The organism is Gillisia hiemivivida, from assembly GCF_007997295.1.
Lineage (GTDB): Bacteria > Bacteroidota > Bacteroidia > Flavobacteriales > Flavobacteriaceae > Gillisia > Gillisia hiemivivida.
This window is the reverse complement of record NZ_VORY01000003.1, coordinates 244,917-268,586: the sequence shown is the minus strand read 5'-3', so window position 1 is coordinate 268,586 and position 23,670 is coordinate 244,917. Positions and strand designations below refer to the sequence as shown.

Genomic DNA, 23,670 nt, shown 5'->3' with positions numbered 1-23,670 from the left:
AGCAATTGAATAAATAATCTGCTAATTTTAAATATTATACATAACTACTAAGACGCAAACCCTGCTGCTGTAATTTAGTGCTAATTAATATTTATGAGTACAATCTTAATTGCAGACCACCATCCGATCACACGCGAAGGAATTAAATCCTTACTTGCAGATCAAAATGAACTAAATGTTATTGGAAACGTTACCAACGGGAAGGATTTAATAAAATCTCTTAGAGCTCATTCTCCCGAAGTTCTGGTAATAGAAATAGATCTGCCAGAGATTAATGGAATTACGGCTCTCCGAACCATTAAAACCGAATTTCCGAGAATTAGGATACTAGTATTTAGTTGTCACCCTGAGGAAATGTATGCCTTAAGTGCAATAAAAGCTGGTGCATCTGGTTATTTATCTAAAACAGCTTCTACAGAGAGTTTGTTTAATGCTATCCAACAAGTTGCCCGAGGAGGAATTTATTTGAATAAAAACATTACCGATAAGATCAATTCTGGAGCTACCAACGGAAATGGGTTGATCGCAAAATTTAAAAAGTTATCTACCAGAGAAATGGAAGTGCTTAATTTACTTTCTAATGGAAAGCGTAATAAAGATATTGCTGAAGCATTAGACATCAATGAAAAAACGGTGAGCACCTATAAAACAAGGCTTTTAAAGAAACTCAAGGTAGATAACCTAGCAGATCTTATCAACCAATCTAGATTACTTCAACTTCGAATTACATAACTCGATTCAATTTATTGGAAAGGATTTTTTTCAAAGAAAGATAATCTACTATATCTTCTAAGGAACTGGAAGCACCATCTTCAGAAGGTTCAGCCTCTTTAATTTCTTTAGATAATTCATCAATCTTTCTGGTAATTAAAAAACGTCTTAGAGCAAGGATGGTCTCATTCACTAATCTGGCAATGCTGGCATCTTTTTGCTTTACCATGATATCCATACGTTCCCAGTCGTGTAAAATATATTGTTCCTCCTCCATCAAGATGGTAGTTACTTCTCCGGATAATTTAGAGTCTAGTTCATTCACAAAAGTCTCTAGAGTTAGCTTGCCTTCTTCGTTCAATTTATTGATCACCAAACTATACAATTCCTTAAAAAGTTCGTTGGTAAAGGCTACTTCATCTTCCTGAAGATCTAAGAATATCTTTTCAAAAACTTTAGCCTTCTGTAACTCTGGTTCCAAGACTAATTCTCCCTGAGCATTTTCTTTCCAAACAAGATCTTCAAACTCCTCCTCTACTGTACCATAAAGCAATAATAGGCTAATTATCTTTCTTTCCAGTTCGAATAACTCATCCACCTTAGTTTGCGGGGATGTAGATTCTTTTACTACTTCCAGAGTCTTAGTTTTCCCCTTATTTTGAGGAGCAGTTTTCCCCTCTTTAGCCATCATCTGCGTCAAGGTAGAAAACAAGACTTCTTCAGAAATATCCATTATTCTGGAACATTCCTGAATATACACTTCTTGCTGAATTTGATTTGGGATCTTAGCAATGCTCGATACCATATCATGAATTAAATTAGCGCGTTTTACCGGGTCATTCTTAGCATCCTGATATAACAGTGAGGCTTTGAATTCAATAAAATCTTTTGAATTTTCTTCAAGGTATTCCTCTAATTCTGATTGAGAATTCTTCTTCGCAAAGCTATCTGGATCTTCCCCTTCTGGAAAAACCACCACTTTCACATTCATCCCTTGCTCTAATATTAGATCGATTCCGCGAATAGCAGCTCGCATTCCTGCAGCATCTCCATCAAAAAGAACTGTAATATTCTTAGTGAGTCTATTTATAAGCCTTATTTGTTCTGAAGTTAAGGCAGTACCAGATGAAGAAACTGTATTTTTAATTCCGCTTTGATGAAATTGGATTACATCTGTATATCCTTCTACCAAATAACAGTTATCTTCTTTTGCGATGTATTGCTTTGCGTGATAAATGCCGTAAAGCACTTTACTCTTGTGGTAAATATCACTTTCTGGAGAATTTAAATATTTTGCTGCTTTTTTATCGTTAGTTAAAATTCGGCCTCCAAAACCTAGGACTCTTCCAGACATGGATTGAATCGGGAACATCACTCTTCCTTTAAATCTGTCAAATTGCTTTTCGCCTTTTACGATGGTTAGTCCGGTTTTTTCCAGATAATCCATTTTATAACCTTTGCGAATTGCTTCAGAAGTAAAAGCATCCCATTCATCTAAACAATATCCTAGACCAAATTCTTTGATGGTTTCATCTGTAAAACCCCGTTCCTTAAAATAACTAAGACCAATGGCTTTCCCTTGGTCGGTTTTAAGCATGGTGTTCTGAAAATAAGTACTTGCAAATTCAGAAACCAGATACATACTTTCACGTTCGTCTAAAAGTTGTTTCTGCTCGTCTGTCTGCTCGGTCTCCTCAATTTCTATATTATATTTCTTGGCGAGATACTTTATAGCTTCGGGGTAGGTGAAATGTTCGTGCTCCATTAAGAAGGCCACTACATTCCCCCCTTTTCCACTGGAGAAATCTTTCCAGATCTGCTTCACTGGAGACACCATAAAACTCGGAGAGCGCTCGTCTGTAAACGGACTCAACCCCTTGAAATTACTTCCAGACTTTTTTAGTTGGACGAAATCGCCTAAAACTTCCTCTACGCGGGCAGTTTCAAATACAAGGTCTATGGAGTTTTTTGAGATCAAAGGCTATTCAGAATATGTGATTTGTAAGATGACCCAAATGTAACAATAAATAAAAAAAGAGGATGGCTTTCCAACAATAGAAAACCATCCTCTTTCACAACTTAGCAGATTGTACTTAATCTATATCAAATCTTAGTCCAAACGAGATATTTCTCATCTCAATATTTGGGTCTTTAAACAGCGGATTAAGGTCATATTTCACATATAGAGCAGTACCACCCAGACTCACGTAACTACTTAAGCCATAAACAAAATCGTTCGTGTTATAGTCTCCTTTTAACTTATCTTTCTTTTTGTCTCCGTCTACGGTGTATTTCAGTTTTTGACGCTCTCCAATATTGAATCCGGCATAACCACCAACCCCAATTTTAAACTGACTTTTAGTGCTATATCTTATATAATCTGCTCCCTCAGTCTTTTTGGAAGGCCCAAATTCAAAGTGTACAGGGAATACTAAATTATCTGATCTAAACTTGGATTTATCCAGATCGTATTCAAATTCTTCCAACTGAGTTACATCTCCATTTTCAACAAAATAGCGATTATCTGTAGGTTTCAATCCATTGAACTGAAAAGAAACTCCATATTTTACACGCATCCAATTGGTGTTTTGAAAAACTCTGGTTTTCCAGGCCCACCCAATTTCAAAAAACCGACTTCCACCAATTTTAAAATCTGAATTATCTAGAGAATTCTCATCAGAGATGACATTGTTGAAACCTGCAGCAAGAACTAGATCACTTGTTGTTCGCCTATCAAAAGCACGTTTCTTTTCATCCCCATAATTCACGCTTACATTTACGATCTTCCCATTCCCAAGCAATTCGATCGAAGTACGATAAGCTGCACCATTTCTTTCATCCAAAGCTGTCTTATTTTCTAATATTGCGATTCGATTTTCAATATTTAGGGCATGCTTTTCAGCTGCCTCCTTCTTTAATTTATCGGCTTCCTCTTGCGTAATAGACTTATTATCAAGTCGCATTTGAATTCTTTCTAACTTATATTTAAGTTCTACCTTCTCTTCTTCAAGTATCTTTTCTCTTTGTTTTTCCAAGAATTCACTTTTAATCGAAATAGAATCTTTGGAACTGGAAGGAATGCTATCATTTTGTGCTTGCATCTCCTGCATGACAAAACTGAATAAAATAAGTGTGAGAGTTACGATAATTGTTTTCATGATGTTTTGGTTTTTAAATGTCCTCTGCCTACCTCCTCTTTTGAAGAGGTGGCTTATTGGACTTGATTGATGAATGATTTAATTTGACTTTTTGAGTCTTTGTGATGATATAACGGCTAATTCTATCCTAGTTAATAATTCCTGTTTGCAACTGCGGTTCTCGCTTTTGAGTATCCTTCTTTTAGAATCTCAAAGATCTTGTCGCGAAAGGAATTGTCCATTTCAAATTCTACATCTTGTAAGAGTTCTTGTGGATTTACCTTTCCAACTGCAAAATCTGTTTTGTAACGCTCTCGACTAATTTTAGCTGCTGCTTCAGCAAGTAATTTATTTACCTCTGCATCTGTGACTGTTGCCCTATTTTCGACATTTGCGATAACATTAGTAAGAGCATCATTTAATTTTAGATCTAATATTTTATCTGTAGTAGTTTCGATAGAAATACCTAAGCTATTTTGATTTAGCAAACTCTTATTGTCTATGACTGCTATCGCTTCTCTATTGTTTTGATGCAATTGGTTTACTGGAGTAACAGTTGGGTTTGATCTAGGAGTTATTTGTTCCTTCTTTACTTCTGAAGTTGCAACTTGTTCTACCTCATCTTGAGTCTGAGTAAAAATTTCTTCTGAAGTTTCCACTGGATTTTCTTCAAGTTTAACTGCTTCTTTATGCACATCTACCATTTCTGGGGAATCTGAAGGAGAGGTATTATTGAAGACTAAACTTAAGATCAAGATCCCACCAATAATACTCGCAGCAATTCCCATCCACAATACAAAAGGTTTTTTCTTTTGTTGGGTCTCATCTAATTTAGCACTTAGTTTGTCCCAACTTCCCGCAGATGGAGCGATCTCCCGATCCCGCAACTGCCTTTTTATTTTATCTTCAAATCTCTCAGTTCCCATAACTTGAAGTGTTTATTATTTCTAGTTGTTCTTGTAACATTTTTTTCGCTTTGAACAATTGAGATTTTGAGGTCCCAACCGTTATTTTAAGTAATTCTGCAATTTCTGCGTGTTTATACCCTTCTACTGCATAGAGTACAAAAACCGCTTTATAACCTTCCGGCAATTCATCTATTAACCGCTGAATATGATCTACATCTATTTCAGCCTGTATAGTATCGAATCCTTCACTTTTTACAGATTCCATTTCTTCCTGAAACTCCAGTTCATTTTTCTTCCGAAGAAAAGAAATAGACTCTCGTATCATGATCCTTCTCACCCAACCTTCAAAACTACCTTCATGTTTAAAATCTTTTAAATGTGTGAAAACCTTAAAAAATCCTGTTAACATGACATCTTCCGCATGCTGAAGATCTTTAACATACATTCTGCAAACGCTTAACATTTTACCAGAATGTTTTTCATAGAGATGCTGTTGGGCATCGCGATGGTTTTTCGCAGCTCTCGCAATTAATTGCTTTTCGTTTTTAAAAAGAGGAATTACTTTCACTAAGCTTATTTCAGTTACTTGAGAGTATCCTCACAAGTCATTTGTTTTAACAACTAATTTTAAAATCGAGACGAACTCGAAGAATCAAACTCTCATTGAGAGTTAAACCCATCTATTTATATAGACGTAAGAAAATTACAAAAGGTTGCCTAGGTATTGATTTATTTTTGAAGAAAGTTTAAAATAATTTAAAACAACCCTTCGATAGGCTACCATTGACGAAGCCTATAAGATGAATCTAACTGGGTAAAACATCTCGACTCCGCTCGATGTGACATTAAAGTCCTTATTTGTAATCCTGGCGAAGGAAGGATCTCTTTCTTAATAAAATACCTAGTACTTAGTTGAGATTCTTCACTTCATTACATTGCGTTCAGAATGATAACTAAAAAAAAGTCAGGCTACCATTGACTAAGCCTATAAGATGAATTTAACTGGGTAAAACATCTCGACTCCGCTCGATGTGACAGTAAATTCCTTTTTGTCTTCCTGACGAAGGAAGGATCTCTTTTTCAATAAAACATCTGGTACTACTTTGAGATTCTTCACTTCATTTCATTGCGTTCAGAATGACAACTAAAAAAAATGTCAGGCTACCATTGAATAAGCCTATAAGATGAATTTAACTGGGTAAAACATCTCGACTCCGCTCGATGTGACATTAAAATCCTTATTTGTCATCCTGACGAAGGAAGGATCTCTTTCTTAATAAAATACCTAGTACTTAGTTGAGATTCTTCACTTCATTACATTGCGTTCAGAATGACAATTTTCACAATTGCAAATTGTTTATTGTTTATTGTTAATTGTTTATTGAAAAAATTATTTCTTACGTTCTATCACGTAATTCACCATTAAGATAAGTGAATCTTTATAAGTTGAAGGTGGATAATCGTTTAAGATGGAAAGTGCCTCTTTTTGATATTCTTTCATTTTGGTAACCGCATAATCTAATCCGCCGTTAGATTTTACCAGAGCGATGACCTCCTTAACACGTTTTTTATCCTTGTTATGATTCTTGATGGAATTGATGATCCATTTTTTCTCCTTTGAAGTAGAATTATTAAGCACATAGATCAATGGCAAAGTCATTTTCTGCTCCTTGATATCTATCCCTGTAGGTTTTCCTATCTGCTCTTCTCCATAATCGAAAAGATCATCTTTTATCTGAAAGGCCATCCCAATAAGCTCTCCAAATCTCCGCATTTTGGCAATTTCAGAAGATTCTGGCTTTACTGAAGCTGCACCCAAACCACAACAGGCTGCAATTAAGGTTGCAGTTTTTTGTCGAATAATATCATAATAAACAGCTTCGGTAATATCTAGATGCCTTGCTTTTTCAATTTGTAATAACTCGCCTTCACTCATCTCTTTCACTGCGATAGAGATGATCTTCAGTAAATCAAAGTCGTTATTATCTATAGAAAGTAATAAACCTTTAGAAAGCAAATAATCGCCAACCAAAACCGCAATCTTATTTTTCCAAAGTGCATTTATGCTGAAAAACCCTCTCCTCCTATTAGATTCGTCTACAACATCATCATGAACCAAAGTGGCAGTATGTATAAGTTCTATTACCGCAGCACCACGATATGTGCGCTCGTTCACTTGCCCTTCAGAAACCATTTTGGCAACCAGGAATACGAACATAGGGCGCATTTGCTTCCCTTTTCTATTAACTATATAATGAGTGATCTTATTTAAGAGTGCCACTTTAGAGGACATGGACTCGAAGAACTTCTTTTCAAAAAGCTCCATTTCTTTTTCAACCGGTAATTTTATTTGAGAGATTACCTTCATAAGGAATCAAATATAGCTAAAGATTATGGTTTAAATATTTCAGGCTATCCTTTATGAAGATTTGTTAGCTAACTGTCCACAAGCTGCATCTATATCTTTTCCTCTGGACCTTCTTACAGTAACTGTAATTCCATTTCGCTCCAACATAGACTCGTACATATTTGTTGCTTCTGACGAAGCCTGTTGAAAGACGCCATCGTCTATTGGATTGTATTCTATTAAATTCACCTTACAAGGCACATATTTACAGAACTGCACTAAAGCTTCAGCATCTTTACGTGTATCGTTGATCCCTTCCCAAACAATATACTCATAGGTGATCCTGCTTTTGGTTTTTTCATACCAGTACTCCAAAGCTTCTTGAAGATCTGCCAATGTAAATGTAGCATTAAAAGGCATTATCGTTGTTCTTATCTCATCTATAGCTGAGTGGAGCGAAACTGCGAGTTTCACTTTAGTTTCATCATCGGCTAATTTCTTGATCATTTTTGGAACACCTGAGGTAGAAATTGTGATCCGCTTAGAAGACATCCCTAAGCCCTCTTTGGAAGTAATCTTCTCTATAGCCTTCATTACATTATTGTAATTCATAAGCGGCTCGCCCATCCCCATAAAAACAATATTGGACAATGGCTTATCAAAATACAATCTGCTTTCGTTATCTATAGCCACTACCTGATCGTAAATTTCATCTGGATTTAGATTACGCATACGTTTTAAGGTAGCCGTTGCGCAAAATTTACAATCTAAACTACATCCAACTTGAGAAGACACACAGGCAGTAGTCCTTTTTTTAGTTGGAATAAGCACAGATTCCACTGTTAGATCATCATGTAATCTTACTGCATTTTTAATGGTCCCATCACTACTCCTTTGCATTTGGTCTACACGAATATGATTGATCACAAAGTTGTCCTCCATCATCTGTCTTGTAGCCTTGGAAATATTTGTCATATCCTCAAAACTATGAGCACTTTTATTCCAAAGCCACTCATAAACCTGAGAGCCTCGAAAGGACTTATCTCCTTGAGCAACAAAGAATTGCTGTAATTGTTCCTTAGTTAAAGCACGTATATCTTTCTTCTTATCTTTCACGCTGCAAAAGTATGAAGATTATTAGGATTTACAGTATTATCAAATCAAGAACCTCGGGACAAGCTCAAGAGATATGTCCAGACTGTTCGGGAGAAAAACACTTTTGAAAACTTGAGGCAAGCCTTGGAGGAATTAAGCCCTCAATGAGGGATTAAATTCCAACCTGTCTTAAAAAAAGAAAACCACGAATACTTCTCATTAAATGAGTGCATTCGTGGTTCTAAAATATTTGAAAGGTGAATGTTAGATAATCAACATTGCATCTCCATAAGTGTAGAACTTATATTTTTCCTTGATCGCTTCGTCATATGCTCTTTTCATGAAGTCGTGTCCTGCAAATGCAGAAACCATCATCATCAAAGTAGACTTAGGTGTATGGAAGTTTGTGATCATACAGTTAGCTATGCTAAAATCGTATGGAGGAAAAATAAATTTATTGGTCCAGCCACTAAATTCATTTAAAGTATGGTTAGAAGAAACCGCACTCTCCAACACTCGCATACTAGTTGTACCAACAGCACATATTCTTCGTTTTTCGCTAAGTGCCTTATTGATCGTTACAGTAGCTTTCTCTTCAATAAAAGCTTCTTCACTATCCATTTTATGCTTAGAAAGATCTTCTACTTCCACTGGGCTAAAAGTTCCCAAGCCTACGTGAAGTGTAACTTCAGCAAAATCTATCCCTTTAATCTCAAGACGTTTTAATAAATGCTTAGAAAAATGCAATCCTGCAGTTGGAGCAGCAACAGCACCTTCATTCTTAGCATAAATAGTTTGGTATCGCTCCGCATCTTCAGGCTGCACGTCTCTTTTAATATATTTAGGAAGTGGCGTTTCCCCTAGTTCCTGTAATTTTTTTCTGAATTCTTGGTAAGAACCATCATATAAGAAACGAAGCGTTCTACCTCTAGAAGTGGTATTATCTATAACTTCTGCAACAAGACTTTCATCATCACCAAAATACAACTTGTTACCAATTCTTATTTTTCTTGCCGGATCTACTAACACATCCCAAAGCTTAGTTTCTGGATTTAATTCTCTTAACAAGAATACTTCAATACGAGCTCCGGTTTTTTCTTTGTTTCCGAATAAACGCGCGGGAAATACTTTTGTGTTATTAAGAACCATAACATCTTTTGGTTCAAAATATTCCATTATATCCTTAAATAATTTATGCTCAATTGTTTGGTCTTTTCTGTTTAGAACCATCAAACGTGCCTCATCCCTGTTTTCTGCAGGATATTCAGCTAGAAGTTCTTCCGGAAGTTCAAAACCAAATTGTGAAAGTTTCATTCCCATATTTAAATTTTTTTAAGGATGCAAATATACAACCTCAACATAGGCGTTGTCAAGTAAATAGAAGTTTATTTAAGAAATGAATTAGCTGGAGACTTTCTCTATGGAAAATCCGATGGATTCTAAGTCTTCCCAAAACTCTGGATAAGATTTTGAAACAACTTCCGCATCCTTAATTCTAAGCGGAACTTTCAACGCCAAAGGAGCAAAAGCCATTGCCATTCTATGATCGTTATAAGTTTCTACTTCTATATTTTCTCTCAAAGTAGAGCATGGAGCTAGAGATAAACTGCTGTCAGTGATCTCTACACTAGCCCCAAATTTTTCCAGTTCGTTTTTCAAAGCCACTAATCGGTCAGTTTCTTTGATCTTTAAAGTATGGAGTCCTTTTAATTCGCAACCTATCCCTAAACCTAAACAAGTAACTGCAATGGTTTGAGCCAGATCCGGCATATTTCGAAGGTCCAAATGTAAATTCTTTGGTTTTTCAAAGTTGTTTTTTAAAAGCAGAATTTCATTATCTGCAAATGAAGTTTCAATTCCAAATTCATGATAAATTCGAATAATCTTCGAATCACCTTGTAAACTTTCCTTTTTATAGTTCTTTAAATTCAGTTGCCCTTGCTTCCCTAAAGCGGCAATCGAGAAATAATAAGAAGCAGAGCTCCAATCTGATTCTATCTCAAAAGTTCTTGACTCAAGTTTACTTTTAGACTGAATAGTTATCACCTGTCCTTCAAATTTTGCTTCAATATCAAAATAGTGAAGCAACTTCAGCGTCATGTTAATATATGGAGCAGAAGTGACTTGCCCTTCAAGATTTATAATCAATCCATTTGGAAGGGAAGCGCCTATCAACATCAAAGCAGAAATATACTGACTGCTGATATTTGCTTGAACATTTACCGATGATTTGAGAAGCTTTTTACCCGTGATCTTTAGAGGAGGAAAGCCTTCTTTTTCTAAATAATTGATATCTGCTCCAAGATCTTTTAGAGCATTCACTAAAAGTTCTATTGGGCGTTCTTGCATTCTTGAACTTCCGGTAAGAACTACTTCTAAGCCTTCTCTGGAAGCAAAATAGGCTGTAAGAAAACGCATTGCTGTACCGGCATGATGAATATCTACTAAACCACCACTCGTTTTTAAAGCTTTTTGTAAAACAGAAGTGTCATCACTATTAGATAAGTTGCTCAATGAAATTGAAGGAAATAAAGCCTTCAAGACCAAAGCTCGGTTAGATTCACTCTTGGAACCTGTAATTTGAATTTCTCCAAAGAGATTAGTATCTGGATGACTTAACTGTACATTCATAGAACTTGAGATGAAAATAGATTGATGAGAAAAAAATAAAAATTTAATCCTCTCTTTCTTCCTTTTTTTGTTTTATAGAAAATTGCCCGAAGGTGATAATGAAACCATAGATAAATCCTGTAAAAAGTGACCCCAATACAAATCGCATCCACCTTTCTTCAGACAAATTCAATCCAAAATAACCACTAAAATCAAAGCCTCCAAAAGTGAAAAGCATGGTAATAATATGATAGACCACAATAAATGATATTCCCATTCCGGCAACAGATTTCCAAAAACCTTTTGTTTGAATAGTTTTTTTAAAGTTCATTTATTTTAATTTATCATTATTATGATGTCTATCGTGGTCACGCTTCGTTTTGAGATCTAGTTTCTTATCGAAAGCTTCCTGTAGATTAATTCCTGTTTGATTTGCTAAACACAAAACTACAAACATCACATCTGCCAGTTCTTCTCCCAGATCTTTATTTTTATCGCTCTCCTTTTCGCTTTGCTCCCCATAACGCCGAGCTATAATACGAGCCACTTCTCCTACTTCCTCTGTAAGCTGGGCCATATTGGTGAGTTCATTGAAATAGCGAACCCCATGTTCTTGGATCCAAGTATCTACAGCTTTTTGTGAATTTTCAATATTCATTATTCCTTGCTTTTTGAATCTATTATAATGGTAACAGGACCATCATTTATGAGTGCAACTTTTATATCTGCACCAAAAATTCCGCACTCCACTTTTTTATCTAACTGATCTTCAATATCTAAGATAAATTTCTCGTATAGAGGAATAGCAATATCTGGCTTGGCAGCCTTTATATAACTTGGTCTGTTTCCTTTTTTTGTACTTGCATGCAAGGTAAACTGACTTATAACTAAAACCTCAGCATTTATATCTTGTAAAGAGCAATTCATGACTCCGGCTTCATCATTAAAAATTCGCATTTTCAAGATCTTATTAACCAGCCAGGAAATATCTTCTTTAGAATCATCATCCTCTATACCAACAAGTAATAAAACACCCTTGCCAATTTTACCGTTAACTTTTCCGTCAATGCTAACCGATGCTTCCGAAACTCTTTGTAAAACTATTCTCATTGTTCTTCAGGGAAATCATCCATCCTATATTGTTGCTCGTCTTCTCCTTCTATGATCTGCAAATAACTCTTATATCTGGACCATGCAATTTCTCCATCTTCCAAACCATCTTTAACTGCACAATGTGGTTCGTTTTTATGCAAACAATTATTGAATTTACATTCTTGTTTTACCGCAAAGAATTCTGGAAAATAGTTTCCTAATTCCTCTTTTTCCATCTCCACTACACCAAAACCCTTAATTCCAGGAGTATCTATTATTCTGGCATCAAAATTAAGATCGTACATTTCTGCAAAAGTGGTTGTATGTTGGCCTTGTTTATGCTGAGTACTTATTTTGGAAGTCTTTAGATCTAAACTTGGCTCAAGTGCATTGATAAGTGTAGATTTTCCAGTACCACTATGTCCAGAGAACATGCTGGTCTTCCCAATCATCATCTCCTTCACCTTATCTAAATTCTTACCGGTCTTTGCTGAAATCCCTAAACATTCATAACCCACTTCTCGATATAATGCTGCTAGGTATTTAATTTCCCCGAGCTCTTCTTCATCATACACATCTATCTTATTGAACAATAACACTGTTTTTATATGATAGGCTTCTGCAGTTACCAGAAATCTATCTATAAAAGTGGTGAATGTGGGAGGATTATTTAATGTAACCAACAAAAAAGCCACGTCAATATTAGAGGCAATTATATGGGTTTGCTTAGAGAGGTTTACAGATTTCCTGATAATATAATTATCCCGTTCTTCTATTGTATTTATAACTCCAAAAGTATCGTCTCCAGTTTCTTCCAATTCAAATTGCACCTTATCTCCTACCGCTACAGGATTGGTACTTTTAATTCCCTGCATGCGGAATTTTCCCTTTATCCTGCAGCGGTAAAAAACACCGCTTTCAGCCTTAACGTGGTACCAACTTCCAGTAGATTTATATACAATTCCTGTCATACTACAAAGGTGCAAAATCCCAAGCTTATTCGCTAATTACTTTTTTCTGATGATTTATAGATTCCTGATGAATAGCCTTGAACATTTTCAAAACGAATTCTTCACTTAAACCTTGCTGTTCTCCTTCTAAAATCATTTTACCCAGAATTTCGTTCCATCTCGAGGTTTGAAGAATTGCAACATTTTGAGTCTTTTTAATTTTACCTATGTCATCGGCAATTTTCATCCTTTTTGAAAGCACCTCTAATAACTGGTGATCTGCAATATCAATTTTTGCTCGTAAATTCTTCAAGCTGTTCACAAATTCTTTGCTTTCTGAAATTTCCTTTCTGATTTTAAGATCCTCCATAATTTGAATTAAAGTAGCAGGCGTGATTTGTTGTGCCGCATCACTCCATGCATTATCTGGATCATGATGAGTTTCAACCATCAATCCGTCATAATTCAAATCTAAGGCTGTTTGGCAAAGATCAAATATAATATCGCGTCTTCCTGCTATGTGAGAAGGATCCAAGATAAGCGGCAGATCAGGAAATCTATTCTGTAAATCTATAGGGATTTGCCATTCTGGATTGTTTCTATATTTGGTCTTTTCATAAGCAGAAAACCCTCTGTGTATCACTCCCAAATTCTTGACATCTGCAGTATAAAAACGCTCTACAGCACCTAACCATAAGGAAAGATCTGGATTTACAGGATTCTTGATTAAAACTGTTTTATCTGTTCCCTGCAATGCATCTGCAATGTCCTGAACTATAAATGGCGAAACTGTGGTTCTGGCTCCTATCCATAAAATATCTACATCGTGCTTTAAAGCTAGTTCCACATGGTTTGCATTTGCTACCTCGGTAGTTGTAAGCAAGCCTGTTTCTTCTTTTGCTGTTTGCATCCATTTTAAACCTAATGCTCCCACGCCTTCAAAATTCCCCGGGCGGGTTCTTGGTTTCCATAAGCCGGCACGCAATACACTAACATCACTATCTTTTAATTGTTTAGCGATCTTTACTAACTGTTCTTCGGTTTCAGCACTACAAGGTCCTGCTATTACCAAAGGGTGATCAAGATTAAATTTATCTAACCAGGTTCTAAGTTCTTTTTTGTTTTCCATTTTTGACTATTATTTATTAAAATCTTTTAAATTATTCCGTTTAATATCGATTTGATATGATTCGTTTTCTCCATTTCATTAAATATCCCTTCAAAATTGTTGCTCTCCAGTAAGTCTTTAAACATATTAAGATTCTGAATATATTCATTTAAAATCTCCACAACATTTTCCTTGTTTTGCTCAAAAATGGGAGTCCACATGGCCGGAGAACTTTTGGCTAGTCTAACGGTAGAAGCAAAACCACTGCCCGCAAGATCAAATATATTGCGTTCGTCCTTTTCTTTTTCCAATACTGTTTTGCCAAGCATAAAGGAACTTATATGCGATAAATGTGAAACATATGCAATATGCCTATCATGAGATTTTGGGTCCATATAACATATTCTCATTCCTAATTTTTGGAAAAGCTCTAGAGCTCTTTCCTGAAGTTTGAATGCGGTTTTCTCTACTTCACATATAATATTTGTTTTATTTCTGTAAAGATCTTTTATTGCTGCTTGTGGTCCGGAAAACTCTGTTCCCGAAATTGGATGCGCTGCCAAGAAATTCCGACGATTTGGATGAGTGCTTAAAGCCTCACACAGCCTCCCTTTAGTAGAACCGGTATCTATTACCAAGGTATGGTCTTCTACGATATCCAAAACCTGTTTAATAAGTGCAATACTTACATCTACCGGCACAGCTACGATTACCATGTCTGAAGTTCTTATATCGTTTAATTCTTCTACCTCATCAATGATTCCCAAGGATAATGCTTGTTCAAGATGATCTGAATTACTATCTATACCAACTAACTGCACATCAGAAAATGCATTTCTAATATCCACAGCGAACGATCCGCCTATGAGGCCAACACCTATAATATGTACTCTCATATTTTAATTCTATTAATTGCTTCCTTAATTTTCTCTACTGGTGTACAAAGTGAGAATCGTATATAACCTTCTCCTTGATCGCCAAATATGAAACCAGGAGTTGCAAATAGATCATAGGTATGTAATAAATGATCTACAAATAATTCCGATGTGGTATCTAAGGGCACCTTTGCCCATACAAACAATCCGGTTTGGTCTTTTTCAGGTATACAGTTTAATTTTGAAGCTAGTTCCAACACCAATTTCTTTCGTGTTCTATAAACAGCATTCAATTCCTTAAACCATTCATTTGGTAAACGCAAGGCTATGGCTGCTCCTGCTTGTAAAGGGAAGAACATTCCACTATCCATATTGGACTTCACTTTTAAAATGGAATTCAAATTATCCTCATTTCCGCAAACCATTCCAATTCGCCATCCCGCCATATTAAAACTTTTACTAAGCGAATTTAATTCCAGTACTACATCCTTAGCTCCTTCTGCTTCCAAAATACTGATAGGATGATCGTTAAGAATGAAGCTGTACGGATTGTCATTTATAATCAGGATATGATACTTCTTTGCAAATGCAACAAGATCTTGAAACACCTTTTTTGTTGCTGAAGCCCCGGTTGGCATATGCGGATAATTCACCCACATCAATTTCACTTTGCTAAGGTCGGTCTTCCCTAAACTTTCTAAATCGGGTAACCAATGGCCTTTTTCATCCAGATCATAAAACACCGGTTCTGCACCAACTAATTTGGTGACCGAAGAATAGGTAGGATATCCCGGATTTGGTATTAAAACCTGATCTCCTTCATTCAGAAAAGCCATAGAAATATGTAAGATACCTTCTTTACTCCCCATTAGAGGAAGAATTTCTTTTTCTACATCTAGATTAACCGTGTAGTGAGTACTATAAAATTCTTTTATTGCATTTCTAAAATCTGCCGTTCCCTTATATGGCTGGTATTGATGTGCTGCTGGATTTGCTAAGGCATTATTTAAACCTTTTATCACTTCTACAGGTGGAGGAAGATCCGGGCTTCCAATTCCCAAGTTAATAATGGGTTTCCCAGAGGCCTCCAATGCTCTTACTTCTCTCAATTTTGAAGAAAAATAGTATTCCTGCACCTCGTTCAATCGTTCTGCTTGGATCATTATAAATTATTTTTGTAAGTGCCTAAAATTTTCAAATGCTCTGTCATCACTTCAATGATTTTTATAGCTTTTTGGAATTCTGAATAATCCTCGAAGATAACATCCACGAAAAATGAATATTTCCATGGGGTTTCAATTATCGGCATAGACTGTATTTTAGTCATGTCCAAATTATAATCCCGTATAATATTTAAGACAGATACTAAACTTCCTCTTCGGCTTTCTAATTCAAATTTTAAGGAAGCCTTATCTATCTTTATTCCGTTTGGCTCTTTTTTTATATTGCTTACAATTAAGAATCTGGTAGCGTTACTTTTTTTAGTGTGAATGGCTTCAGCAAGAATTTCTAAACCAAATAGTTCAGCTGCTATTTTACTAGCCACGGCTCCAATTCCCTTGGATTGTTTTTCTGAAATTCTTCTAGCTACCTCAGCGGTATCAGTGTCCTCTATCAGTTTTATATGCGGATGTTTTTTAAAAAATTCTTTACACTGAAGTAAAGCCATAGGATGCGAATACACCTTTTTAATACTAGTGATATCTTGTCCTGGCAATGCCATTAAATTCATGTTAATAGGAATATAATGTTCACCTACTACCTTAAGGTCATGCTCATCTATAAGCGCATAATTCGGTAAAATGGACCCTACAATAGAATTCTCTATAGCCATCACGATTTCTTGAGAATCCCCGGCAACAAGGGAATGTACCAACTCATGAAACGACATACATTCTAACACCTTCACATTTGTCCCGAAATATTCCTGGGCAACCAAATGATGAAAAGAGCCTTGTACCCCTTGAATTCCTATTATTTTTTCCATTTTAAATTTTCCAAAAAAAAAGAGGTCCTGATTTAGATTAAATCAGGACCTCTTTATATAATTTATAATTTTAATTACATGACGCTCCCGATCTTATCTCCGTAATAGAAATAAAAATAATAGAATGCAGTCCAAGTAATAATATTCTTCATTGTTCTTTTAACTAATGCTAATGTAAAATTAAATTTTAATATGACTCCTATAATTTGAATAATTTAAAAAGTTATTTTGAATTCTCATTTTATTAAGCTCAATTTATAGTCTACAAATACATCTCGACTCCGCTCGATGTAACATCTAGGCTATTTAAAAATTTTCTCCTTTTATTGAAAATATTCAATAAGGAAAATATAAATACATCCTTTCAAATATTAAAGTGCAATTAATTATAGTTCAACAAACATAAATTAATACTTACTTTTGAAAAAAGCTTTGCTATGTCCATTTCTGTTAAAGAAATATCTAAATATTACGGAGAACAAAAAGCCTTAGATAAGGTTTCCTTCCAGATCGAAAAAGGTGAGATCGTAGGATTCCTAGGGCCCAACGGCGCAGGAAAATCTACACTTATGAAGATTCTAACGGGTTATCTGAGTGCTTCTGAAGGAATAGCGAGTGTAAATAACGTTTTGCTTTCTGAAGATCTAAAAGCTGTGCAACGCTCTATTGGTTATTTACCTGAACACAATCCTTTATATACCGAAATGTATGTACGGGAATATTTGGCCTTCAACGCCTCTATTTATAAAACTGATAAATCCAGAATTGAAGAAGTGATTGAAATGACTGGGCTTTTACCTGAAGCCAATAAGAAAATAGAACAACTTTCTAAGGGATATCGCCAACGAGTTGGGCTGGCTTCAGCACTTTTACATGATCCGGAAGTTCTTATTTTAGATGAACCTACTACAGGTCTGGACCCAAATCAGCTTACAGAGATAAGAAATTTAATTTTAAAAGTAGGGAAGCAAAAAACCATTTTTCTCTCTACACACATTATGCAGGAGGTAGAAGCCATTTGCGATCGGGTCATTATTATAGACAAGGGAGTGATTGTAGCCGACAAGAAAATGAAGGAGTTACGAGAGGAAAAGGAGCAGCTAATTCAAGTAGAATTCGATTATAGAATAGAGGAAGTTGCTTTAAATGCATTACCAAATCTAATATCTGCCAAGAATATTGGTGGATTCCATTACGAACTTAAATTCGATACAGATAAGGATATGCGCCCGGCAGTTTTCGATTTCGCTCATGATAACGGATTAAAAACCCTTCAGCTAAATAGAAAATCTAAAAATTTAGAAACTTTGTTTTCAGAATTAACTACTCAAAAATAAGTCGACCGGTATAATATTCGTCTACGTCAATAATCACAGGTCTGTTTTTAGCGATTACATCTCCACTGCTACGCAATTCTCCTTTTAGAGATTGCACGGGGAATAAGATCATCTTATTAGTTCCTCTATGAAAGATATCATAGTGCTGCACTATTAATTCCGGAGCATCCAATCTACTATCGCCAGCAGCAAAGAACACATTGAAATTCTCCACTTTTCCACTCAGGAAATAATTGGAAACATTATCGTTAGTGATCCTTAAATTTTCCACATCCAGATCTAAAATAAAATCCCCATCGGTATGTATCGATAAGTCATTCTCTTGATTTACGGAGCGTAGCCAAAGATTGTTCAGTTTGAGAGTTCCAATAGATTCTATAGCACTTCCGCTACTATTCTGAAGCCAAGTAAGATCTGGAATGGTAACATATACTTTAGTAAGCTCGTATTCCCGAACCAAGTTGCAAGAATTCTCATTCCGAATACTTAACCTATTATCTATAACTTCAACACTAACATCTTTTCTTAGATTCTCACCAGTTTCTATCACCACTTTTTGAACAGGACCTTGCTGAATAAAAAGTTTAACCTGTTCATACACGATTATTTCATTAAAGACGTCTACTGAAACTTCATCTTGTACGATCTCTCCGGCTTTTTTAAAACAGCCAGGAGCATCTTCAGCATTACAACTAAAGATTAAAATAACTGACAGTATTAACAATAACTTCTTCATAACCTATATCCTATTGAAAATTCTACCGCTTCTGCATTTGCCGCATGCGACCTTACTGTAGCAGATGCCCACCAGTGTTCATTGATTTTTCTACGCAAACCTAATCTGTTATACAGCCGCTCCACATAATTATCGTACGGATAATACGCATAATAACCCACTTGTGTAACTAGGGACATTTTATTGAAGGTTAACTGATGGCCTATAAAAACCCCTACCCTTTTAGCATCTTCATCTCCTTCGGTTATTCCCTGAGGAAAAGCCACCGATTGGAAATATATAAATTCCTCTAAAGCTTTAGAAAAGAACAGTTCTGCTCCTGCTTGTAAAGTACTTTTCTTATTGATCACCTTATCTGCAAAACCTGTTAAGGTTAGAAATGGATATTGTTTAGAGCCTATAACTCCGGTAGTATTTATTCCGCTCCTTACCACAAAATTGTAATGAATAGGTTCTGTATATCTTTTCTCCTTCGAATCTTTTTCTACATAATCGGGAATATTCTCATAATCTAAATGATAATTCAATCCAAAATTAAAGGTAAAGGTGTTAGTACTATTGTTAGGAGATTTAAAGTCCGCATTGGAATAGTGAATTATAGAAATACCTGCTTGAACTCCCAAACCCTTATAAATATTTTGCTTATGATAGTTACCCATTAAATAAGTAGAACTCAGTAATCGAGAACCGTAAGCATTATTAATATAGTTAGATTCTGAATTGTATGGTTTTGTAGCATAAGCAATCCCTTGTCCAATCCTGAACATTAAATTCCTCTTGAGAAAGTAAAAATTAAAATGGGCATATAAGCCATAATTCTCACCTAAATACTGATTTTTCATATCCTGATAGGTGAAGGAATAACCAAAATCTGGGTAATTATACCTGCGCTCCCAAGCTTCTAATCCATAGGTTTTCCTGTTGAAACTCAAAATCACTCCAGTGGGATGACCGGTAATTAAATGTGCTATATCAGGATTGTGTTCCATGATGGAGCCATAAAAATAATTGGCATCAAAGGCATAATACTTTTTTATCTCTTCTTGAGCATAGGAAACTGTAGAAAAAATTAAAAGCAGGGCGAGTAAACTTTTTTTCATAGGGGGCAAATCTAATCTATTAATTTAAAAAACCGAAGAAGCAATTTTGTGAATATTAGTGCTTTTCCCCATGGAATAATAATGCAACACTTCCACACCAGAGCTTATAAGTTCTTTACTTTGAGCAGTACACCACTCCACACCTACTTCCCGAACTTCCAAATCTGTCTTGCAATTATTAACTGAACTAATTAATTCTTCTGGTAGATTTAAATGAAATCTATGCGGGATATTGGTGAGTTGTTTTTTTGTAGCAATTGGTTTAAGTCCTGGAATTATTGGGACTGTAATTCCGCTTTTTCGGCATTTTTCCACAAATTCAAAGAATTTTGAATTATCATAGAACATTTGTGTAACCACATATTCCGCTCCGGCGGCAACTTTTGCTTTCAGCTTTTCTATGTCGTTATCTAAACTTGGTGCCTCCATGTGCTTTTCAGGGTATCCTGCTACACCTACGCAAAAATCTGTGGTATGGTTTTTCTCTAAGTGATTATCCAAGTATTGCCCACGATTTATTTCTGAGATCTGATTTACAAGATCTGAAGCGAAATTATTGCCCTTAGGTTCTGGTTTAAAATAGGTTTCGCTCTTAACTGCATCACCCCTTAATGCCATTACATTGTGGATCCCTAAAAAATCTAGATCTATAAGAAAGTTCTCGGTATCTTCTTTGGTAAATCCTCCACAAAGGATATGTGGCACTGCATCTATGCCGTATTTATTCTGAATTGCTGCACAAATACCCACCGTTCCAGGCCGCTTTCGAACTACTTTTTTCTCTAAAAATCCGTTAGCTTGTAAAATGTACACGTACTCTTCCCGATGATACGTAACATCTATAAATGGAGGTTTAAATTCCATTAACGGATCTATTCCGTCAAATATAGATTGAATATTCTGACCTTTTAATGGAGGTAATATTTCAAAAGAAAAAAGTGTTTTGCCTTTTGCGGCAGCTATATGTTCTGTTATTTTCATCTATTATTTATTGATCTGAAATTGAAGGATTCAACCATTTTTCTGCTTTTTCCACAGAAATAGCTTTTCGTTTTGCAAAATCTTGTACCTGATCTAATTTGATCTTTCCAAGGCCGAAGTATTTAGCCTCGGGATTTCCTAAGTAATAACCACTCACACTGGCTGCTGGCCACATGGCTAAACTATCTGTAAGTTTAACTCCGATATTTTCTTCTACTTTTAAGACTTCCCAAATGGTGATTTTTTCTAAATGATCTGGACAGGCTGGATATCCAGGAGCAGGACGAATTCCTTTATAACTTTCTTTTATTAAATCTTCATTAGTAAGCTCTTCGTTTGAAGCATAGCCCCAATCTTCAATCCTCACCTTTTTATGAAGATATTCTGCAAAGGCTTCAGCTAATCTATCCGATAAAGCCTTAATCATAATTGAATTATAATCGTCCAGGTCGGCTTCAAATTTTGTAGCCAACTCTTGTGTTCCAAACCCGGTACTTACACAAAAACAACCCATATAATCCTGAATTCCTGTCTCTTTCGGCGCAATAAAATCGGCTAAAGCAAAATTTGGTTTGCCTTCATATTTTTTGAGCTGCTGTCTTAATGTTCTAAAAACTGTTTGTTTTTCTTTATTTCCTTCAGAATAATGGATCTCGATATCATCTACTTCAACTGAATTCGCAGGGAATAAACCAAAGACAGCTTTTGCCTGCAATAGTTTATCTTTTAGGATCTTTTTTAAAAGTTGCTGCGCATCTTCAAACAAAATACTGGCTTGCTCACCAACAACCTCATCGCTTAAGATCGCCGGATATTTCCCGTGCAGATCCCAACTTCTGAAGAAAGGAGTCCAATCTATAAAGGGCACTAATTTTTCAAGATCTAGATCTTCCAAAACTTGAACTCCAAGTTTATTGGGTTTAATGATCTCAGTATTACCCCAATTTATCTTGAATTTATTTTCTCTAGCAAGTTCCAGCGGAAGAAAATCTTTCACTTTACTTCGCTTTAAAAAATTGGTTCTGAAGACCTCATAGTCCAATTTGATATCCTTAAAATATTGTTTCGAAGTTTCCTTCTTCAGAAGATCATTCACCACATTCACCGCACGAGAAGCATCATTTACGTGGATCACTGCATTGTTATAGTGAGGATCTATTTTAACCGCTGTATGCGCTTTGGATGTAGTTGCGCCTCCAATTAATAAGGGAACCGAAAAATCCTGTCGTTGCATCTCTTTTGCCAAAAACACCATTTCATCTAAAGACGGAGTAATAAGTCCGCTTAAGCCAATTGCATCTACATTTTCTACCTTTGCGATCTCAATGATCTTTTCTGGAGCTACCATGACGCCAAGATCTATAATTTCGTAATTATTACAACCCAACACCACACCAACAATATTCTTCCCGATATCGTGAACATCACCCTTTACTGTTGCCATCAAGATCTTACCTTTTGCACCTTTTCCTGTAGAGCCATCTTTTGCGGCTTCTATAAAAGGAAGTAAATAGGCCACAGCTTTTTTCATAACCCTCGCCGATTTCACAACTTGAGGCAAGAACATTTTACCGCTTCCAAAGAGATCTCCTACTACATTCATCCCTGTCATTAAATAAATTTCAATCACCTCAATTGGTCTGGCCGCAATTAATCTGGCAGATTCTACATCTTCGATAATAAAAGCATCAATCCCTCTAACCAAGGCATGGGTAATTCTCTCTTGTAAGGTTTTTTCTCTCCAAGAAAGATCTATTTTATTCTCCTTAATAGTACCGGTCACGGTTTCAGCAAAAATTAAAAGCCGGTCGGTGGCATCGTCTCTTCTATCCAGAATAACATCTTCTACATGTTCTAAAAGATCTTTTGGAATATTATCGTACACCTCCAGCATTGCCGGATTCACAATTCCAATATTCATCCCGGCTTTAATAGCATGATATAAGAATACCGAATGCATTGCTTCTCTCACCGGAATATTCCCTCTAAAAGAAAACGAAACATTACTCACTCCACCGCTTATACTACAATGTGGTAAATTAGATTTCACCCAACGTGTTGCCTCAATAAAATCTATCGCATTTCTTCGATGCTCATCCATCCCAGTTGCTACCGGAAATATATTAAGGTCGAAGATGATATCTTCTGGAGGAAAACCCACTTTTTGGGTAAGAATGTTATAGGAACGCTCTGCGATTTCAATTCTGCGATCATAAGAATCGGCTTGACCCAATTCATCAAAAGCCATAATAATTACGGCTGCACCATAACGCTTAACTTTTTTTGCATGTTTGATGAATTCCTCTTCGCCTTCCTTTAGGCTGATAGAATTTACCACACATTTTCCCTGTACCACCCGAAGTCCAGCTTCTATAATCTCCCATTTAGAGCTATCTATCATAATGGGAACTCTTGCAATATCAGGTTCTGCTACTATGAGATTAAGGAATTTTACCATGGCTTCTTTTCCATCTACCAAGCCATCATCCATATTTATATCTATGATTTGCGCTCCTTCATCTACTTGGTTTCTGGCAATACTTAATGCCTCTTCATAATTATCTTCCTTTATAAGTCGAAGGAATTTTTTGGAACCAGACATATTGGTACGCTCTCCTACATTCACGAAATTGCTTTCCGGTGTAATTATAAGCGGTTCTAAACCCGAAAGTTTTAATGCTCTAAATTTTGTCATT

General features: G+C 35.8%; 22 protein-coding genes. 2 read left to right on the top strand and 20 right to left on the bottom strand.

Annotated elements, in window-relative coordinates; genetic code table 11:
• Positions 1–93: 93 nt before the first annotated feature.
• Positions 94–732, top strand: coding sequence for a response regulator (locus tag ES724_RS05315; protein WP_146930543.1), 639 nt, complete (start codon positions 94–96; stop codon positions 730–732).
• Here ES724_RS05315 and dnaG read toward each other — a convergent pair.
• The 16 genes from dnaG to ES724_RS05235 form a co-directional block, all read right to left on the bottom strand.
• Positions 725–2,689 (bottom strand): DNA primase, encoded by a 1,965-nt coding sequence (dnaG, locus tag ES724_RS05310; RefSeq protein WP_146930540.1) that lies wholly within the window; start codon positions 2,687–2,689, stop codon positions 725–727. The two genes, ES724_RS05315 and dnaG, sit on opposite strands and share 8 nt — an antisense overlap.
• A 115-nt stretch (positions 2,690–2,804) precedes the next feature.
• A complete protein-coding gene (locus ES724_RS05305; protein ID WP_146930537.1) occupies positions 2,805–3,869 on the bottom strand; it encodes a hypothetical protein in 1,065 nt (354 codons plus the stop codon).
• Positions 3,870–4,000: 131 nt separating this feature from the next.
• Positions 4,001–4,774 (bottom strand): hypothetical protein, encoded by a 774-nt coding sequence (locus tag ES724_RS05300; RefSeq protein ID WP_146930534.1) that lies wholly within the window; start codon positions 4,772–4,774, stop codon positions 4,001–4,003.
• On the bottom strand, positions 4,764–5,324 hold the full coding sequence (locus ES724_RS05295) for an RNA polymerase sigma factor (protein WP_146930532.1): 561 nt from the start codon (positions 5,322–5,324) through the stop codon (positions 4,764–4,766). The genes ES724_RS05300 and ES724_RS05295 overlap by 11 nt, the downstream gene beginning before the upstream one ends.
• An 822-nt stretch (positions 5,325–6,146) precedes the next feature.
• On the bottom strand, positions 6,147–7,124 hold the full coding sequence (locus ES724_RS05290; RefSeq protein WP_146930529.1) for a polyprenyl synthetase family protein: 978 nt from the start codon (positions 7,122–7,124) through the stop codon (positions 6,147–6,149).
• 51 nt (positions 7,125–7,175) lie between these two features.
• Complete coding sequence (rlmN, locus tag ES724_RS05285) at positions 7,176–8,219, bottom strand: 23S rRNA (adenine(2503)-C(2))-methyltransferase RlmN (protein WP_146930527.1); 1,044 nt, start codon at positions 8,217–8,219, stop codon at positions 7,176–7,178.
• A gap of 243 nt (positions 8,220–8,462) precedes the next feature.
• A complete protein-coding gene (gene queA / locus ES724_RS05280) occupies positions 8,463–9,512 on the bottom strand; it encodes a tRNA preQ1(34) S-adenosylmethionine ribosyltransferase-isomerase QueA (protein ID WP_146930524.1) in 1,050 nt (349 codons plus the stop codon).
• 87 nt (positions 9,513–9,599) lie between these two features.
• On the bottom strand, positions 9,600–10,829 hold the full coding sequence (gene aroA / locus ES724_RS05275) for a 3-phosphoshikimate 1-carboxyvinyltransferase (protein ID WP_146930522.1): 1,230 nt from the start codon (positions 10,827–10,829) through the stop codon (positions 9,600–9,602).
• 43 nt (positions 10,830–10,872) lie between these two features.
• On the bottom strand, positions 10,873–11,139 hold the full coding sequence (locus tag ES724_RS05270; protein WP_146930519.1) for a hypothetical protein: 267 nt from the start codon (positions 11,137–11,139) through the stop codon (positions 10,873–10,875).
• Complete coding sequence (locus ES724_RS05265; protein ID WP_146930516.1) at positions 11,140–11,466, bottom strand: nucleotide pyrophosphohydrolase; 327 nt, start codon at positions 11,464–11,466, stop codon at positions 11,140–11,142. It lies immediately after the preceding gene.
• Positions 11,466–11,918 carry a D-aminoacyl-tRNA deacylase gene (dtd, locus tag ES724_RS05260; protein ID WP_146930513.1) on the bottom strand — a complete coding sequence of 151 codons (453 nt, stop codon included), beginning with the start codon at positions 11,916–11,918 and terminating at the stop codon, positions 11,466–11,468. Before dtd ends, ES724_RS05265 begins: the two co-directional genes overlap by 1 nt.
• A complete protein-coding gene (rsgA, locus tag ES724_RS05255; RefSeq protein WP_146930510.1) occupies positions 11,915–12,871 on the bottom strand; it encodes a ribosome small subunit-dependent GTPase A in 957 nt (318 codons plus the stop codon). The genes dtd and rsgA overlap by 4 nt, the downstream gene beginning before the upstream one ends.
• A 25-nt stretch (positions 12,872–12,896) precedes the next feature.
• On the bottom strand, positions 12,897–13,979 hold the full coding sequence (locus ES724_RS05250; protein WP_146930507.1) for a bifunctional 3-deoxy-7-phosphoheptulonate synthase/chorismate mutase type II: 1,083 nt from the start codon (positions 13,977–13,979) through the stop codon (positions 12,897–12,899).
• Between the two features lie 26 nt (positions 13,980–14,005).
• Positions 14,006–14,854 carry a prephenate dehydrogenase gene (locus tag ES724_RS05245; protein WP_146930504.1) on the bottom strand — a complete coding sequence of 283 codons (849 nt, stop codon included), beginning with the start codon at positions 14,852–14,854 and terminating at the stop codon, positions 14,006–14,008.
• On the bottom strand, positions 14,851–15,996 hold the full coding sequence (locus tag ES724_RS05240) for a pyridoxal phosphate-dependent aminotransferase (protein ID WP_146930501.1): 1,146 nt from the start codon (positions 15,994–15,996) through the stop codon (positions 14,851–14,853). Before ES724_RS05240 ends, ES724_RS05245 begins: the two co-directional genes overlap by 4 nt.
• Positions 15,996–16,820: a prephenate dehydratase gene (locus ES724_RS05235; protein ID WP_146930498.1), complete on the bottom strand. Its 825-nt coding sequence runs from the start codon at positions 16,818–16,820 to the stop codon at positions 15,996–15,998. Before ES724_RS05235 ends, ES724_RS05240 begins: the two co-directional genes overlap by 1 nt.
• A gap of 437 nt (positions 16,821–17,257) precedes the next feature.
• Here ES724_RS05235 and gldA point away from each other — a divergent pair, with 437 nt between their 5' ends.
• Positions 17,258–18,157, top strand: a complete 900-nt coding sequence (gene gldA / locus ES724_RS05230) for a gliding motility-associated ABC transporter ATP-binding subunit GldA (RefSeq protein WP_146930495.1) — start codon at positions 17,258–17,260, stop codon at positions 18,155–18,157.
• On the opposite strand, the gene ES724_RS05225 is transcribed toward gldA, so the two are convergent.
• From ES724_RS05225 to metH, 4 genes are read right to left on the bottom strand one after another with little or no spacing between them, the layout of a single operon-like run.
• Positions 18,144–18,893, bottom strand: a complete 750-nt coding sequence (locus tag ES724_RS05225; protein WP_146930492.1) for a head GIN domain-containing protein — start codon at positions 18,891–18,893, stop codon at positions 18,144–18,146. The two genes, gldA and ES724_RS05225, sit on opposite strands and share 14 nt — an antisense overlap.
• Positions 18,890–19,993, bottom strand: a complete 1,104-nt coding sequence (locus tag ES724_RS05220; RefSeq protein WP_146930489.1) for an acyloxyacyl hydrolase — start codon at positions 19,991–19,993, stop codon at positions 18,890–18,892. Before ES724_RS05220 ends, ES724_RS05225 begins: the two co-directional genes overlap by 4 nt.
• A 24-nt stretch (positions 19,994–20,017) precedes the next feature.
• Positions 20,018–20,974, bottom strand: coding sequence for a methylenetetrahydrofolate reductase [NAD(P)H] (gene metF, locus ES724_RS05215; protein ID WP_146930486.1), 957 nt, complete (start codon positions 20,972–20,974; stop codon positions 20,018–20,020).
• Positions 20,975–20,981: 7 nt separating this feature from the next.
• Positions 20,982–23,669, bottom strand: a complete 2,688-nt coding sequence (gene metH / locus ES724_RS05210; RefSeq protein WP_146930483.1) for a methionine synthase — start codon at positions 23,667–23,669, stop codon at positions 20,982–20,984.
• Between the last annotated feature and the right edge of the window lies 1 nt (position 23,670).

Coding starts and splice junctions, on each gene's coding strand:
- ES724_RS05315 (WP_146930543.1), top strand. CDS start 94: ATGAGTACAATCTTAATTGCAGACCACCATCCGATCACACGCGAAGGA.
- ES724_RS05305 (WP_146930537.1), bottom strand. CDS start 3,869: ATGAAAACAATTATCGTAACTCTCACACTTATTTTATTCAGTTTTGTC.
- ES724_RS05300 (WP_146930534.1), bottom strand. CDS start 4,774: ATGGGAACTGAGAGATTTGAAGATAAAATAAAAAGGCAGTTGCGGGAT.
- ES724_RS05290 (WP_146930529.1), bottom strand. CDS start 7,124: ATGAAGGTAATCTCTCAAATAAAATTACCGGTTGAAAAAGAAATGGAG.
- queA (WP_146930524.1), bottom strand. CDS start 9,512: ATGAAACTTTCACAATTTGGTTTTGAACTTCCGGAAGAACTTCTAGCT.
- aroA (WP_146930522.1), bottom strand. CDS start 10,829: ATGAATGTACAGTTAAGTCATCCAGATACTAATCTCTTTGGAGAAATT.
- ES724_RS05270 (WP_146930519.1), bottom strand. CDS start 11,139: ATGAACTTTAAAAAAACTATTCAAACAAAAGGTTTTTGGAAATCTGTT.
- ES724_RS05265 (WP_146930516.1), bottom strand. CDS start 11,466: ATGAATATTGAAAATTCACAAAAAGCTGTAGATACTTGGATCCAAGAA.
- dtd (WP_146930513.1), bottom strand. CDS start 11,918: ATGAGAATAGTTTTACAAAGAGTTTCGGAAGCATCGGTTAGCATTGAC.
- rsgA (WP_146930510.1), bottom strand. CDS start 12,871: ATGACAGGAATTGTATATAAATCTACTGGAAGTTGGTACCACGTTAAG.
- ES724_RS05250 (WP_146930507.1), bottom strand. CDS start 13,979: ATGGAAAACAAAAAAGAACTTAGAACCTGGTTAGATAAATTTAATCTT.
- ES724_RS05245 (WP_146930504.1), bottom strand. CDS start 14,854: ATGAGAGTACATATTATAGGTGTTGGCCTCATAGGCGGATCGTTCGCT.
- ES724_RS05240 (WP_146930501.1), bottom strand. CDS start 15,996: ATGATCCAAGCAGAACGATTGAACGAGGTGCAGGAATACTATTTTTCT.
- ES724_RS05235 (WP_146930498.1), bottom strand. CDS start 16,820: ATGGAAAAAATAATAGGAATTCAAGGGGTACAAGGCTCTTTTCATCAT.
- gldA (WP_146930495.1), top strand. CDS start 17,258: ATGTCCATTTCTGTTAAAGAAATATCTAAATATTACGGAGAACAAAAA.
- ES724_RS05225 (WP_146930492.1), bottom strand. CDS start 18,893: ATGAAGAAGTTATTGTTAATACTGTCAGTTATTTTAATCTTTAGTTGT.
- ES724_RS05220 (WP_146930489.1), bottom strand. CDS start 19,993: ATGAAAAAAAGTTTACTCGCCCTGCTTTTAATTTTTTCTACAGTTTCC.
- metF (WP_146930486.1), bottom strand. CDS start 20,974: ATGAAAATAACAGAACATATAGCTGCCGCAAAAGGCAAAACACTTTTT.
- metH (WP_146930483.1), bottom strand. CDS start 23,669: ATGACAAAATTTAGAGCATTAAAACTTTCGGGTTTAGAACCGCTTATA.